General features: G+C 73.1%; 10 protein-coding genes. 9 read left to right on the forward strand and 1 reads right to left on the reverse strand.

All coding sequences use genetic code 11. The annotated features are described in order from the left end of the window. The first annotated feature begins 45 nt into the window (after window positions 1-45). The 6 genes from ACZ6TD_RS18600 (at window position 46) to ACZ6TD_RS18625 (ending at window position 9,045) form a co-directional block, all read left to right on the forward strand. Window positions 46-939, forward strand: coding sequence for a hypothetical protein (locus ACZ6TD_RS18600; protein ID WP_471355345.1), 894 nt, complete (start codon window positions 46-48; stop codon window positions 937-939). Beyond that, window positions 936-3,410 (forward strand): bifunctional polysaccharide deacetylase/glycosyltransferase family 2 protein, encoded by a 2,475-nt coding sequence (locus tag ACZ6TD_RS18605; protein ID WP_471355348.1) that lies wholly within the window; start codon window positions 936-938, stop codon window positions 3,408-3,410. Before ACZ6TD_RS18600 ends, ACZ6TD_RS18605 begins: the two co-directional genes overlap by 4 nt. Window positions 3,411-3,488: 78 nt before the next feature. Then, window positions 3,489-4,907: a class II fumarate hydratase gene (locus ACZ6TD_RS18610; protein ID WP_471355351.1), complete on the forward strand. Its 1,419-nt coding sequence runs from the start codon at window positions 3,489-3,491 to the stop codon at window positions 4,905-4,907. A 68-nt stretch (window positions 4,908-4,975) separates the two neighbouring features. After that, on the forward strand, window positions 4,976-5,677 hold the full coding sequence (fomD, locus tag ACZ6TD_RS18615; RefSeq protein ID WP_471355354.1) for a cytidylyl-2-hydroxypropylphosphonate hydrolase: 702 nt from the start codon (window positions 4,976-4,978) through the stop codon (window positions 5,675-5,677). A gap of 134 nt (window positions 5,678-5,811) precedes the next feature. Then, the gene (locus tag ACZ6TD_RS18620; RefSeq protein WP_471355357.1) at window positions 5,812-6,531 is read left to right on the forward strand and encodes a class I SAM-dependent methyltransferase; all 720 of its coding nucleotides are present in this window, start codon (window positions 5,812-5,814) and stop codon (window positions 6,529-6,531) included. Window positions 6,532-6,588: 57 nt separating this feature from the next. Beyond that, window positions 6,589-9,045: a SpoIIE family protein phosphatase gene (locus tag ACZ6TD_RS18625; protein ID WP_471355359.1), complete on the forward strand. Its 2,457-nt coding sequence runs from the start codon at window positions 6,589-6,591 to the stop codon at window positions 9,043-9,045. Between the two features lie 40 nt (window positions 9,046-9,085). On the opposite strand, the gene ACZ6TD_RS18630 is transcribed toward ACZ6TD_RS18625, so the two are convergent. Further along, complete coding sequence (locus tag ACZ6TD_RS18630; protein WP_020868731.1) at window positions 9,086-9,733, reverse strand: TetR/AcrR family transcriptional regulator; 648 nt, start codon at window positions 9,731-9,733, stop codon at window positions 9,086-9,088. Between the two features lie 126 nt (window positions 9,734-9,859). On the opposite strand from ACZ6TD_RS18630, the gene ACZ6TD_RS18635 reads away from it, so the two are divergent. The 3 genes from ACZ6TD_RS18635 to ACZ6TD_RS18645 are packed head-to-tail and all read left to right on the forward strand — an operon-like array spanning window position 9,860 to window position 14,064. Further along, the gene (locus ACZ6TD_RS18635) at window positions 9,860-10,777 is read left to right on the forward strand and encodes a shikimate dehydrogenase (protein WP_471355362.1); all 918 of its coding nucleotides are present in this window, start codon (window positions 9,860-9,862) and stop codon (window positions 10,775-10,777) included. A gap of 2 nt (window positions 10,778-10,779) precedes the next feature. Then, window positions 10,780-12,576, forward strand: coding sequence for a bifunctional sugar phosphate isomerase/epimerase/4-hydroxyphenylpyruvate dioxygenase family protein (locus tag ACZ6TD_RS18640; RefSeq protein ID WP_471355364.1), 1,797 nt, complete (start codon window positions 10,780-10,782; stop codon window positions 12,574-12,576). Window positions 12,577-12,630: 54 nt separating this feature from the next. Further along, window positions 12,631-14,064 carry an Nramp family divalent metal transporter gene (locus ACZ6TD_RS18645; protein ID WP_471355366.1) on the forward strand — a complete coding sequence of 478 codons (1,434 nt, stop codon included), beginning with the start codon at window positions 12,631-12,633 and terminating at the stop codon, window positions 14,062-14,064. Window positions 14,065-14,095 lie beyond the last annotated feature (31 nt).

Genomic DNA, 14,095 nt, shown 5'->3' on the forward strand with positions numbered 1-14,095 from the left:
GACTTATATGTCGCATGTCGTATTTTCTGCATTAGCCTCTTCCGTATGGATCCTCAGTCAGATGTGGCCGAGCGCGCGCCTTCGCGTCCCCTCCGCGCTGACGCGGCCCGGAAGGGGCCCGTGTTCGTGGACCTCTCCGGGCGCCGTGGCCGACTGGTTCGACATGTGGGCGTCGTCGCGGGCGCCGCCTGCCTCGGCTATTCGGCGGTCCTGGGGTTGGGCTACGCGGGCGGTACGCCGTTCGCGCCGCAGACGCTGATCCCCGGGCATCCCGTCTCCACCGAGGCGTTCGACCGGGGCCCGAAGCACACCCCCGAGGGGCGTTCGGGGCCCTCCGAGTCGCGAGAGCGGCGTGACGCGCACGCGTACGGCTACGAGGACGAGTACGGGGACGACGAGTACGGGCCGACCCACCGTCAGCACCGGCGCGAGCGGCACGCCTCGGGGCGCCCGGAGCACCGGGACGCCCGGGAGCCCGTCGCCCTGCCCCCCATCACCACCCGGCCGCGGCCCGCGCCGCCGCAGCCCGACCCGCCCGAGGCCCACCGCGCGGTGCCGCGGCACTCCCCCACGCACCACCGCCCCGGCGGCCGCGCATCCGCCGCGGGGCACCGCCCCGCCAAGCACCGCAAGGCCGTCCACACGCCGTCCCATCCGGCCGCCCACCCGCCCGCCAAGCGGCCCACGGGCGCGTCGCACACCCCGTCGAAGCAGCACCCCGCCGGCGCCCAGCCGCCCGCCAAGGGCTCCGGCCACCCGCAGGCCCCCGGCCACACCACACGGCCCGGCCACTCCGCGTCCCCCCAGAAGCCCCCGTCCCAGAAGCCCCCGCGGGCCGACACGCCCAAGCCCCCCAAGAAGCCCGCCGGAGGCGGCACCCCGGCCGACGGGCCGGGCTCCGCCGAGGACGCCCCCGAGACCGAGGACGAGATGTCATGACCGGCGGCAGACCGCCGAGGCTGCCGCGGCCGCGCCGCCGGCTCCCCGCGCCCCGTCAGGACGGGGCGCCCCGTACGGTGTTCCGGCTGACCGGCTCCGGCCGCCGCGCCGCGCGCCGCACGGGCGGACCCGGGGCCACGGGCGGCGGCCCCGGGGCCACGGGCGGGACCTGGCGCAGGGGCAGGCCCGGGCTCAGGCCCACCGGCAGACTCTGGCTCACGGGCAGGCTCAGGCCCACCGGCAGACTCGTCGGCAGGCTCGGGCTCACGGGCAGGCCCAGGCCCAGGCCCACCGGCAGACTCATCGGCAGGCTCGGGCCCATCGGCCGGCTCAGGAGCCGGCTCCGTACCGTCAAGCTGCGCGAGCTCCGCACCCGCACCCGGATGGTGCTCGCCCTCGCGACCCTGCTCGCGCTGGTGTGCACCCTGCTGCTGGACGGCTATCTGCACGCCGAGGTCGGCAACGACGCCCGGGTGTACCGCTCACACGCCTCGCGCACCGTCCCCGACCGGCTGCGCAAGGGCGGCCCGGTGATCACCTTCGACCACCGGGGAAAGGCCACCGAGCACGCCATCCCATCCAAGACCATCGCGCTGACCTTCGACGACGGCCCGGACCCGCGCTGGACCCCGGAGATCCTCGACGTGCTGCGCCGCCACAAGGTGCGGGGAACCTTCTTCGTACTGGGCCAGATGGTGATCCGCCATCCGGAGCTGGTCCGCCGGATGCGGGCCGCGGGCCATGAGGTCGGGGTGCACACCTTCTCCCATGTCGACCTGTCGTACCAGGACAAGGGGCGCATGGACCGCGAACTCGCCCAGTCCCAGCTCGCCCTGGCCGGTGCGGCGGGCATCACCAGCTCGCTCTTCCGCGCGCCGTACGCCTCCAAGGTCCGCGCGCTGGACGACCGCACCTGGCCGGTGCAGCAGCACATCGGCTCCAAGGGCTACATCAGCGCCTTCGTGGACACCGACAGCGAGGACTGGAAGCGGCCCCCGGTGAAGGAGATCGTCCAGAACGCCACCCCCGCGGGCAGGAAGGGCGCGTCGGTGCTCTTCCACGACGCGGGCGGCAACCGCGCGCGGACCGTGCAGGCCCTGTCGCAGTACATCGAGCGGATGAAGAAGAAGGGCTACTCCTTCACCACGATCACCGGCGCGCTCGGCGCCCACAGCGCCAACCACCCGGCGCGCGCCCTGTCGGTCTGGGAGGGCCGGGCGCTGATCTGGGCGGCCGCGGTCAGCCACAGCGCGCTGCCGTTCCTGATGGGGTTGCTGGGCCTGGTGGGCTTCTCGGTGATCGGGCGGCTGCTGCTGATGGTGGTCCTCGCCTGGTGGCACCGGCGCTCCCGGGAGCGGCGGCGCTGGAGCCGGGTGCAGGAGGTCACCGATCCGGTGAGCGTGATCGTGCCCGCGTACAACGAGAAGGAGTGCATCGCCAACACCCTGACGTCGCTGTCCGCCTCCACCCACCCCATCGAGATCCTGGTCGTGGACGACGGCTCCACCGACGGCACCGCCGATATCGCCGAGGCGATGGGCCTGCCCAACGTACGGGTGCTGCGCCAGGCCAACGCGGGCAAGCCCGCGGCCCTCAACCGGGGCATCGCTCATGCGAGCCACGAGCTGATCGTGATGATGGACGGTGACACCGTCTTCGAGCCCATCACCATCCGGGAGCTGGTGCGCCCGTTCGCCGACTCACGGGTGGGCGCGGTGGCGGGCAACGCCAAGGTCGGCAACCGGGGGAAGCTGATCGGCGCCTGGCAGCACATCGAGTATGTGATGGGCTTCAACCTCGACCGGCGGATGTACGACCTGCTGCGCTGCATGCCCACCATCCCCGGCGCGATCGGCGCCTTCCGCCGCCGGGCGCTGCTGGAGGCCGGGGGCATGAGCGCGGACACCCTGGCCGAGGACACCGACATCACCATCGCCCTGCACCGGGCCGGCTGGCGGGTGGTCTACCAGGAGCACGCCCGCGCCTGGACCGAGGCGCCCAGCTCCCTCGGCCAGTTGTGGAAACAGCGCTACCGCTGGTCCTACGGCACCATGCAGGCGCTGTGGAAGCACCGCCGCTCGCTGATCGACCGGGGGCCCTCGGGGCGGTTCGGGCGGGTGGGGATGCCGCTGGTGGTGCTCTTCCAGATCCTCACCCCACTGTGCGCGCCGCTGATCGACCTCTTCACCCTCTACGGGGTGATCTTCCTGGACCCGGTGCGTTCGCTGCTGGCGTGGGCCGCGCTGCTGCTGGTGCAGGTGCTGGGCGCGGCGTACGCGTTCCGGCTGGACCGGGAGAGCTACCGGGCACTGGCCGTACTGCCGCTGCAGCAGATCGCGTACCGCCAACTGATGTATCTGGTGCTGCTGCACTCCTGCGTCACCGCGGCCACCGGCGCCCTGCTGCCGTGGCAGAAGCTCAAGCGCACCGGCGAGGTGGACACCCCGCGGGCGCCCGAGGCCGTACGGTGACCGGGCTCACCCGTTCGGCTCGGCGGGCGCGGGAACACGGCGTGGCGTGAAGACGCTGTGCCGGACGGAGGTGTCCCCATGACCGACGAGAGCCACCGCGACGACAGCCCCCAGGAGGGCTACCGCATCGAGCACGACTCGATGGGAGAGGTCAGGGTGCCCGCGCACGCCAAGTGGCGCGCCCAGACCCAGCGGGCGGTGGAGAACTTCCCCGTCAGCGGGCAGCGCCTGGAGCGGGCGCACATCCAGGCGCTGGCCCGGATCAAGGGCGCGGCCGCCCTGGTCAACGCGGAGCTGGGCGTGGTGGACGAGGACGTCGCGGGGGCGATCTCGGAGGCGGCGGCCGAGGTCGCCGAGGGCCGCTGGGACGACCACTTCCCGGTGGACGTCTTCCAGACCGGCTCCGGCACCTCGTCCAACATGAACACCAACGAGGTGCTGGCCACCCTGGCGAGCGAGCGCCTGGGCCGCCCGGTGCACCCCAACGACCACGTCAACGCCAGCCAGTCCTCCAACGACGTCTTCCCCTCCTCCATCCACATCGCGGCCACCGCGGCCGTCACCGGCGATCTGATCCCGGCCCTGGCCCATCTGGCGCAGGCGCTGGAGCGCAAGGCCGCCGAGTTCGCCGAGGTGGTCAAGGCGGGGCGGACCCATCTGATGGACGCCACTCCGGTGACCCTCGGTCAGGAGTTCGGCGGCTACGCGGCCCAGGTGCGGTACGGGATCGAGCGGCTGCGCGCCTCGCTCCCCCGGCTGGCCGAGCTGCCGCTGGGCGGTACGGCGGTGGGCACCGGGATCAACACCCCGCCCGGGTTCGCCGCCGCCGTCATCGCCGAACTGGCCCGCACCACCGGGCTGCCGCTGACCGAGGCCCGGGACCACTTCGAGGCGCAGGGCGCGCGGGACGGACTGGTCGAGACGTCCGGACAGCTGCGGACGATCGCGGTCGGCCTCACCAAGATCGCCAACGATCTGCGCTGGATGGCCTCGGGCCCGCGCACCGGGCTCGCCGAGATCGCGCTGCCCGACCTCCAGCCCGGCTCCTCGATCATGCCGGGGAAGGTCAACCCGGTGATCCCCGAGGCCACGCTGATGGTCGCGGCGCAGGTCACCGGCAATGACACCACCGTCGCCACGGCCGGGGCCGCCGGGAACTTCGAGCTCAATGTGATGCTCCCGGTGATCGCCAAGAATCTGCTGGAGTCGATCCGGCTGCTGACCCATGTCTCCCGGCTGCTCGCGGACCGCACGATCGACGGGATCACCGCCAACGCCGAGCGGGCCCGGGAGTACGCGGAGTCCTCGCCGTCCGTCGTCACCCCGCTCAACCGCTACCTCGGCTACGAGGAGGCGGCGAAGGTGGCCAAGCGGTCGCTGGCGGAGCGCAAGACGATCCGCGAGGTGGTGCTGGAGTCCGGCTATGTGGAGCGCGGGCTGCTGACGCTCGACCAGCTGGACGAGGCCCTTGACGTCCTGCGCATGACACATCCTTAGCCGGGCGTTGGCCCCCGGTTGCGTCATAGGTCACGGCATCGCGGCCCGCGCGCACCTAAGATCTGCTCATGACAGCGGACATCGTGGAGACGACGGGGACGGCGGACACCGCCCGGTGGGCACCGGGCGACCACGTTCTGTGGCGCTATCGGGCCAACGCCTCCGACCTCATCCACATCTGCCGTCCCGTGACCGTCGTCGAGGACACCGCGGAGCTGCTCGCCGTCTGGCTCGCCCCCGGCACCGTCTGCGTCAAACCGCAGCTCACCGACGGCACCTCGGTACACCTCGAGCCGCTGTCCACCCGGTACACCAAGCCGCGGACCACCGCGCGGTCCCAGTGGTTCGGCACCGGTGTGCTGAAGCTGGCCCGGCCCGGCGAGCCGTGGTCGGTGTGGCTGTTCTGGGACCACGGCTGGCAGTTCCGGAACTGGTACGTGAACCTGGAGGAGCCGCTGGTCCGCTGGGACCGCGGAGTGGACTCCGAGGACCACTTCCTGGACATCGCGGTCTACGCCGACCGTAGCTGGGAATGGAAGGACGAGGACGAGTTCGCGCAGGCGCAGCGGGCCGGGCTGATGGGTCCCGAGCAGGCGGAGCGGGTCCGGGCCGCGGGCCGGGCGGCCGCGGCGGCCATCGAGTCCTGGGGAGCGCCCTTCCGGGACGGGTGGGAGAACTGGCGGCCCGACCCCGCGTGGTCCGTGCCCGCCCTTCCGGCGGACTGGGGCCGTACGGACAAGAAGCACACCTCGGCACACTCGAGGTCATGAACCTCTTGTCGTGTCCCAGTGTTTCAAACGTAGGATCGTCGTCCGGAACACTGCCCATGCGGGACACCAGACGCCGGCGCAAGTCACGGGCGATGCGCAAGATCTGACGTAATGTCACAGGAGGGGGCGGAGTCGTGAGCGGTGAGGACGAGCACGGGGACGGTTACGAGGGCTACGAGGACTTCGACCGCCTCGCACTGGACCGCAGCGGTCAGGCGGAAGCCTTCGACCACATCGGCGACCGCTACGACGACGCCTTTCCGCACAAGGAGGGCCAGATCGACGCCGGCCGCTGGCTGGCCGAAACGCTTCCGCCCGGCTCCCGGGTGCTCGACGTCGGCTGCGGTACGGGCCTGCCCACGGCCCGTCAGCTCGTCGACGCGGGGCACGAGGTGGTCGGGATCGACATCTCCCCGGGGATGCTCAAGCTGGCCCGGGACAATGTTCCGGAGGCCACCTTCCACCATGTGGACATCGTCGATCTGCGGGTGGGCGGCCGGTACGGCCCCGGAGGCAGCCGGGAGCTCGGCCCCTTCGACGGCATCGCCGCTTACTTCACGCTGCTGCTGCTGCCCCGCCCGGAGATCCCGTACGCACTGCGGACCCTGCACGCCTGCCTGAAACCCGGGGGGCTGCTGGGGCTGGGCATGGTGGAGGCGGACATCGACGACTTCCCCATTCCGTTCCTCGGCAACTCGGTCCGGGTATCCGGTTATCTGCGGGACGAGCTGCGCCAGGTCGTCCGCGATGCGGGCTTCGAGATCGCCGGGGAGGACTCGCACGCGTACGCACCGGCCAGCACGGACGTACCACCCGAGATCCAGCTCTATCTGAACTGCCGACGACGTGCCTGACACTCGGTGCGCCCACGAGACGCGGGCGCACGGCCCCGGACGGATGGAAACCCACGCGTGACGGAGCACCCCACCTCCCACAGCAGGCGGCAGGCGGCCACCTCTGCCGCCGCCCCGGGCGCGGCCGCGCCCGACGACGCGCACGGCGCGGTCCCGGACCCGCGGACCGCCGTGCGGCAGACGGCTGCCCCCGGCCAGGAGCCGGGCGACGGCCGCCCGCGCCCGGCCTGCCCCACGGACGGGCCCGCGGGCCCGGCGGCCCACGACGGACCCCCGGGTCCGGCCGGGGAGCCCGCGCCCCGCGCCAGAGGGCGCGGCGCCGCCCCCGAGCGCGGCGAGGGCACCGACCGGACGGGGCCCGCGCGCCGTGGCCGCGGCAGGAGCGGCACGGACGGGGCGGACGGTGCGGACTGGCGGGGGAGCGCCGCCGCGGCGCACGGTGGCGGAGGCAGGGAGCGCCGGAACACGGCGGAGAGCGAGCACCCGGCGCAGCCGGAGCACGGCACACCGGAGGGCGAGCCTGTGTGGGACGCGGATCGCAATGCCGCAAGAGGCGCGTCGCGCCGGCCGGGGGCGAACGACGGCTCCGGCCCCGACGAGCGGCCCCCGGCCGCCCAGGGCGACGGACGCGGCCGGGAGGCGGCGCGCCGGGGCTCGGGCGCGGGCGAGCATCCGGAGCGGCCCGGCGAGGCCCATGCGGCGGCCGCCACGGCGGGTGAGGTCGGCTACAGCGCGCCGGAGGGCGGGGTGCCCACGGTGCCGCCCGCGGGCGGCACCGCCGCCGCCGAGGCCGCCATCGCGCGGGACCGGGGCGGCGACCGGCTGCGGTTCGTGGGGGCCGCGACGCGCCGGATCGCCCGGGGCATCGACCTGGACGAGATCGTGCTGGGCCTGTGCCGGGCCACCGTGCCCACCTTCGCCGACGCGATCCTGGTCTATCTGCGCGATCCGCTGCCGGTCGGCGACGAGCGCCCGGTCGGCCCGGTGGTGCTGCGGCTGCGCCGCACCGACCGGATCCCGCTGGACCCGGACACCGACAACGGCCGGCTGTCGCTGCTGCCCTCCCAACCGGATCTGTCGCCCGCCGTGGGCGGCGGCCCGGCCGCCGAGCTGTGCGAGGTGGAGGCGGGCGGCCCGCTGGCCGAGGTGCTGCGCGGAGTGCGGCCGGTGTTCGGCGACTCCCAGGCCGCCCGTGCCGCGCTGCCGGAACTGCTCGGCGAGGGCCCCTCGGTGGCGACCGGTCAGCGCACCGTGCTGGCCCCGCTGCGCGGCCGCCGCCGGGTGATCGGCGCGGCCGTGTTCGTACGCCGCCCGGACCGGCCGCCGTTCGAACCCGACGATCTGCTGGTGGCGGCCCAACTGGCCACCCACACCGCGCTCGGCGTCGACAAGGCGGTGCTGTACGGGCGCGAGGTGTACATCGCGGACGAGCTCCAGCGCACCATGCTGCCCGACTCGCTGCCGCAGCCCACCGGCGTCCGGCTGGCCAGCCGCTATCTGCCCGCCGCCGAGACCGCGCGGGTCGGCGGCGACTGGTACGACGCGATCCCGCTGCCCGGCAACCGGGTGGCGCTGGTGGTCGGCGACGTCATGGGCCACTCCATGACCTCCGCCGCGATCATGGGCCAGCTCCGCACCACCGCACAGACCCTGGCCGGGCTCGACCTGCCGCCCCAGGAGGTGCTGCACCACCTGGACGAGCAGGCCCAGCGGCTGGGCACCGACCGCATGGCCACCTGCCTGTACGCGGTCTACGACCCGGTGGCGCACCGCATCGTGGTGGCCAACGCGGGCCATCCGCCGCCGCTCCTGCTCCACCGGGGCGGCCGCGCCGAGGTGCTGCGGGTGCCGCCGGGGGCGCCGATCGGGGTCGGCGGCGTCGACTTCGAGGCCGTCGAGCTGGACGCGCCCGCCGGGGCCACCCTGATGCTCTACACCGACGGTCTTGTCGAGTCGCGGATGCGCGATGTGTGGACCGGGATCGAGCAGTTGCGGGAGCGGCTGACCGCCACCGCCCGGCTCACCGGCCCCAACCCGCCGCCGCTGGAGCCGCTGTGCGACGAGGTGCTGGACATGCTCGGCCCCGGCGACCGCGACGACGACGTGGCGCTGCTCGCGGCCCGCTTCGAGGGCATCGCGCCCAGCGATGTCGCGTACTGGTTCCTGGACCCGAAGGCGCAGACCGCCGGGCAGGCGCGCCGGCTGGCCCGCCGGGCGCTGGCCCGCTGGGACCTGGAAGATCTGACGGACGCGGTGGAGCTGCTGGTCAGCGAGGTGGTGACGAACGCGGTGCGCTACGCGGAGCGGCCCATCACGCTGCGGCTGCTGCGCACGGACGTCCTGCGCTGCGAAGTCGGCGACGACGTACCGCAGCTCCCCCGGCTGCGCCAGGCCCGGCCGTCCGACGAGGGCGGGCGCGGGCTGTACCTGGTGAACCGGATGGCGCGGCGCTGGGGCGCGACCCGGCTGTCCACGGGCAAGGTCGTCTGGTTCGAGCTCGCGATGCCGTCCTGAGCCGGCCCGTCCGGACGCGCCGGGTCCTGCGCCGTACGGTTCAGGACCCGGCGCGGAGGTAGGCCACGACCATGTCGCCGACCATCCGGCGGTAGTGGGCGCGACGCCCCGGGTCCAGGGGGTCGCGGCCGAAGAGGGTGCCGAAGGTGTGCTGGTTGGCCACCGGGAAGACGGCGAATGAGCTGATCATCATGTGGACGTCGACGGCGTCGGCGTCGTCCCGGAAGACGCCCTGCTCACGGCCGCGGGCGAGGATCCCGGAGATCAGGTCGATCACCGGTGTGCCGGCCTTGGCCAGCGTCTCGGACTTGGCCAGGTGCTCGGCCCGGTGGATGTTCTCGATGGACACCAGCCGGATGAAGTCGGCGTGTTCGGTGTGGTGGTCGAAGGTCAGCTCGGCCAGGTGCCGGATGGCCTCGGCGGGGTCCAGACCGGTGACGTCCACGGCCTGTTCGGCCTCGCGGATGCCGGTGTAGGCGCGCTCCAGGACCTTGATGTAGAGCTGCTCCTTGCCGCCGAAGTAGTAGTAGATCATCCGCTTGGTGGTGCGGGTGAGGGCGGCTATCTCGTCGACGCGGGCCCCGGCGTAGCCGCGCTCGGCGAATTCGCGGGTGGCGACGTCCAGGATCTCGGCCTGGGTGCGGACGGCGTCGCGGAGGCGGCTGTTCTTCGGCGGCTGATCGCTCATGCTGGGGCCACTCTACGTCCAGGGCTACGTCCAGGGGGTTCACAAGAGGGCGGTCCTGGGCCTTTACTGTCCACGCTACTAACGAACCAGTTCGTACATTAGCCGGGAAGGCGGGAGGTCGCCGGTATGCGGGACAGGGGCAGGGCGCGGCAGTCACGGGAATCGCAGGACGGGCGGGAGTCCTGTCTGGTGGGGCTGATCGGGTCCGGCGTGGGCCCCTCGCTCTCCCCCGCCCTCCACCAGCGCGAGGCCGACCGCCACGGGCTGCGGTATCTGTACCGCCTGATCGACATCGATCCGCTGGGGCTCGGCCCGGACGGGGTGGGCGAGCTGGTGCGGGCCGCGGCCCGGCTGGGCTTCGACGGGCTCAACATCACCCACCCCTGCAAGCAGACGGTGATCGAGCACCTCGACGGGCTGTCGGAGGACGCCGCGCTGCTCGGCGCGGTCAATACAGTGGTCTTCGGCGAGGACGGCCGCGCGATCGGCCACAACACCGACTGGTCCGGCTTCGCCCGCTCCTTCGCCCGCGGCCTGCCCGACGCGCCCACCGGCGAGATCGTGCTGCTCGGCGCGGGCGGGGCGGGCACCGCCGTCGCCCACGCCCTGCTGACCGTCGGCGCCGACCGGCTGACGCTGGCCGACACCGATCCGGCGCGGGCCGCCGGGCTCGCCGGGACGCTGGCGACACGGTTCGGCGCCGCCCGGGTCCGTACCGTCGCGCCCGGAGGGCTCCCGGCGGCCGTCGGCGGCGCCGACGGGCTGGTGCACGCCACGCCCACCGGGATGGCCGCCCACCCCGGACTGCCGCTGCCCGTGGAGCTGCTGCGGGCCGGGCTGTGGGTCGCCGAGGTGGTCTACCGCCCGCTGGAGACCCCGCTGCTGGCCGCCGCCCGCGCGGCCGGCTGCCGCACCCTGGACGGGGGCGGCATGGCCGTCTTCCAGGCCGCCGACGCCTTCCGCCTCTTCACCGGCCGCGAACCCGACGCGACACGGATGCTCACCGACCTCTCCGACCTGCTCGAGCTCCCCGCCGGAGGCTGATCATGCGCAAGTCCATCGCCACCGTGTGCCTGAGCGGCACCCTCGAGGAAAAGCTCACCGCCATCGCCGCGGCCGGTTTCGACGGGGTCGAGATCTTCGAGAACGACCTGCTGGCCAGCCCCCTGTCCCCGGAGCGGGTCCGGGACCGGGCCGCCGAACTGGGCCTCACCATCGACCTCTTCCAGCCCTTCCGCGACGTCGAGGCCGTGCCCGAGGACCTCCTCGCCCGCACTCTGCGCCGGGCCGAGAAGAAGTTCGCGGTCATGGAGCGGCTCGGGGCGGATCTGATGCTGGTGTGCTCCAACGTCTCCCCCGCCGCCCTCGACGACGACGCCCTCGCCGCCGAGCAGTTGCGGCTGCTTGCCGAGCGGGCCGCCGCCCACGGCATCCGCATCGCCTACGAGGCGCTGGCCTGGGGACGGCATGTGAACACCTTCGACCACGCCTGGCGGATCGTGCGGCAGGCCGACCACCCCGCGCTCGGCATCTGCCTGGACAGCTTCCACATCCTCTCGCGCGGCTCGGACCCCAAGGGCATCGAGGAGATCCCCGGCGAGAAGATCTTCTTCCTCCAGCTCGCCGACGCCCCGCTGATGGCCATGGACGTCCTCCAGTGGAGCCGCCACTACCGCTGCTTCCCCGGCCAGGGCGGCCTCGACGTGGCCGGGCTGCTGGAGCACGTCCTGCGGGCCGGCTACGACGGGCCGCTGTCCCTGGAGGTCTTCAACGACGTCTTCCGGCAGGGCGACACGGCCCGCACCGCCGTGGACGCGCTGCGCTCGCTGATCGCCCTGGAGGAGGCCGCGGGCCGCACCGATCTGCCCGCCCCCGTCGTCCCCACCGGCTTCGCCTTCGCCGAACTGGCCTCGACCGGCCCCGAGTTGCCCGCGCTGCTGACCGAGCTGGGCTTCGCCCGCACCGGCCGCCACCACTCCAAGCCCGTGGAGCTGTGGGAGCAGGGCGAAGCCCGGATCGTCCTCAACTCCGGCCTCGACGCCGCCACCGGGCACCCCGAACCGGCGCTCGCCGCCATCGGTCTGGAGACCCCCGACCCGGCCGCGTCCGCGGGCCGGGCGCGGGCCCTGCTCGCCCCCGTCCTGCCGCGCCACCGGGCCGTGGCGGACGCCCCGCTGGACGCGGTCGCCGCACCCGACTCCACCGAGCTGTACTTCTGCCGCACCGAACACCCCGACCACCCCAGCTGGACCGGCGACTTCACCCCGCGCGCCGCCTCCGCCTCCCCCGCCGGGATCACCCATATCGACCACGTGGCGCTCACCCAGCCCCGGCACCACTTCGACGAGGCGTCGCTGTTCTACCGCGCCGTCCTGGGGCTGCGGCCGCACGAGTCCCTGGAACTGGCCGATCCGTACGGGCTGCTGCGCAGCCGGGCCGTCTCAGGCGCCGACGGCTCGGTGCGGCTCGCGCTGAACGTGGCCCAGATCCGCCCGGGTGCGGGGCCGTCCGGCTCGCTGTGGCAGCACATCGCGCTGCACAGCCGGGACATCGTCGCCACCGCGCGCCGGCTGCGGGAACGCGGCGCGCCCCTGCTGCCCATCCCCGACAACTACTACGACGACCTCGAAGCGCGCCATGAGCTCGGCCCCGGGCTCCATCGCACCCTGCGGGAACTGGGCCTGCTCTACGACCGGGACGACAGCGGCACCTTCCTGCACCTGTACACGGCCACCGTGGGCCGGGTCTTCTTCGAGATCGTCCAGCGGATCGACGGCTACCAGGGCTACGGCGCGGCCAACGCGCCCGTACGCCTGGCCGCCCAGCACGCCCGCACCCGCTGACCCCCCCCCAGTCCCCCGTCCGGATACGGCCTCGCCGTCCCCCGAGGAGCCGCCATGTCGTCAGCGTCGTCGACACCGTCCGCCCAGCGCCCGTCCCCCACCGCCGCTCCGCCCGACTGTCTCGATCTGCCCGATCCACCACCGCTGCGCACGATGGTCGGTCCGGGGGTCGTCGCCGTCGGGATCGGCATGGCGGCGGGCGAGATCATCCTCTGGCCGTATCTGACCTCGGTCGGCGGGCTCGGGCTGCTGTGGCTCGCGGTGGTGACCCTGGCCATCCAGACGGTGATCAACCTGGAGATCGAGCGCTACACCCTGGCCACCGGGCAGACCGTGGTCGCCGGATTCTCCCGCTGGTCCACGGCGTGGGGCATCCTGATCTGCCTGGCCGGGGCGTTCCAGTACGTCTGGCCGGGCTGGGCCACCTCCGGGTCGACCACGCTCACCTATCTGACCGGCGGCGGCGATGTCGTCTGGATCACCGTGGGCTCGCTGGTGGGCTTCGGGGCGGTGCTGACCGTCTCACCGGTGGTCTACCGCACGATCGAGAAGGTCGAGCTGGTCAAGGTCATCCTGACGCTGTTCTTCCTCGCCGTCGTCGCCGTCGCCGTCATCGGCTGGCACACCTGGACCACGGCGGGCGAGAAGACCGTCACCGGCGCCGGCCGGATCCCGGACGGCATCACCTTCACCATGATCCTCAGCGCGCTGGGCGCCGCCGGGGCGGGCGGGGTGCACAACCTGGTGCTCAGCAACTGGATCCGGGACAAGGGCTACGGCATGGGCGCCCATGTCCCCAAGCTGGTCTCCCCCATCACCGGCCAGTCGGAGGCGTCGGGCGCCGACCGCTACGCCTTTCCGCAGGACGAGGCCAATCTGACCCGCTGGCGGGTGTGGTGGCGGCGGGCCAACGCCGAGCACATCGTGTCGTTCTTCGTGGTCTGCCTGGTGACGATCGGGCTGATGAGCATGCTCGCGTACGAAACCCTCTTCGGACGCGACGACGTGGAGAACAGCCCGGAGTTCCTGCGGCTCCAGGGCGATCTGCTGGGGCAGCAGGTGGGCGACTGGCTGAAGATCCTGTTCTTCGCGGTGGCCACGGTCTCGCTCTGGGCCGCCTCGATCGGGCTGCTCGACATCATCGGACGGGTGGTCAGCGACTTCGTCAAGCGCACCTACCTGCGCGATGCGGCCTTCTGGACCGAGGGACGGCTGTACTTCGCGGTGGTGTGGGCCGAGGTCGCCATCGGCTCGGCGATCCTGCTGTCCGGGGTGAACCAGCCGATCGTGCTGCTGACCATCTCCACCTGCACCGCCTCCCTCGTCACCCTCGTCTACACGGCGCTGCTGATCCGGCTCAACCGCCGCGATCTGCCGGCCGCCATACGGCTGCGCGGACCGCGGCTGGGCATGATGCTGCTGGCCATCGGCTTCTACGGCTTCTTCGCCCTCGCGATGCTGAAGAGCCAGATCGAGGAGAACTTCTGACGGCGGTGCGGGTGCGGTACGGGGCGGGCGT

The sequence above is a fragment of the Streptomyces yongxingensis genome (assembly GCF_055597465.1).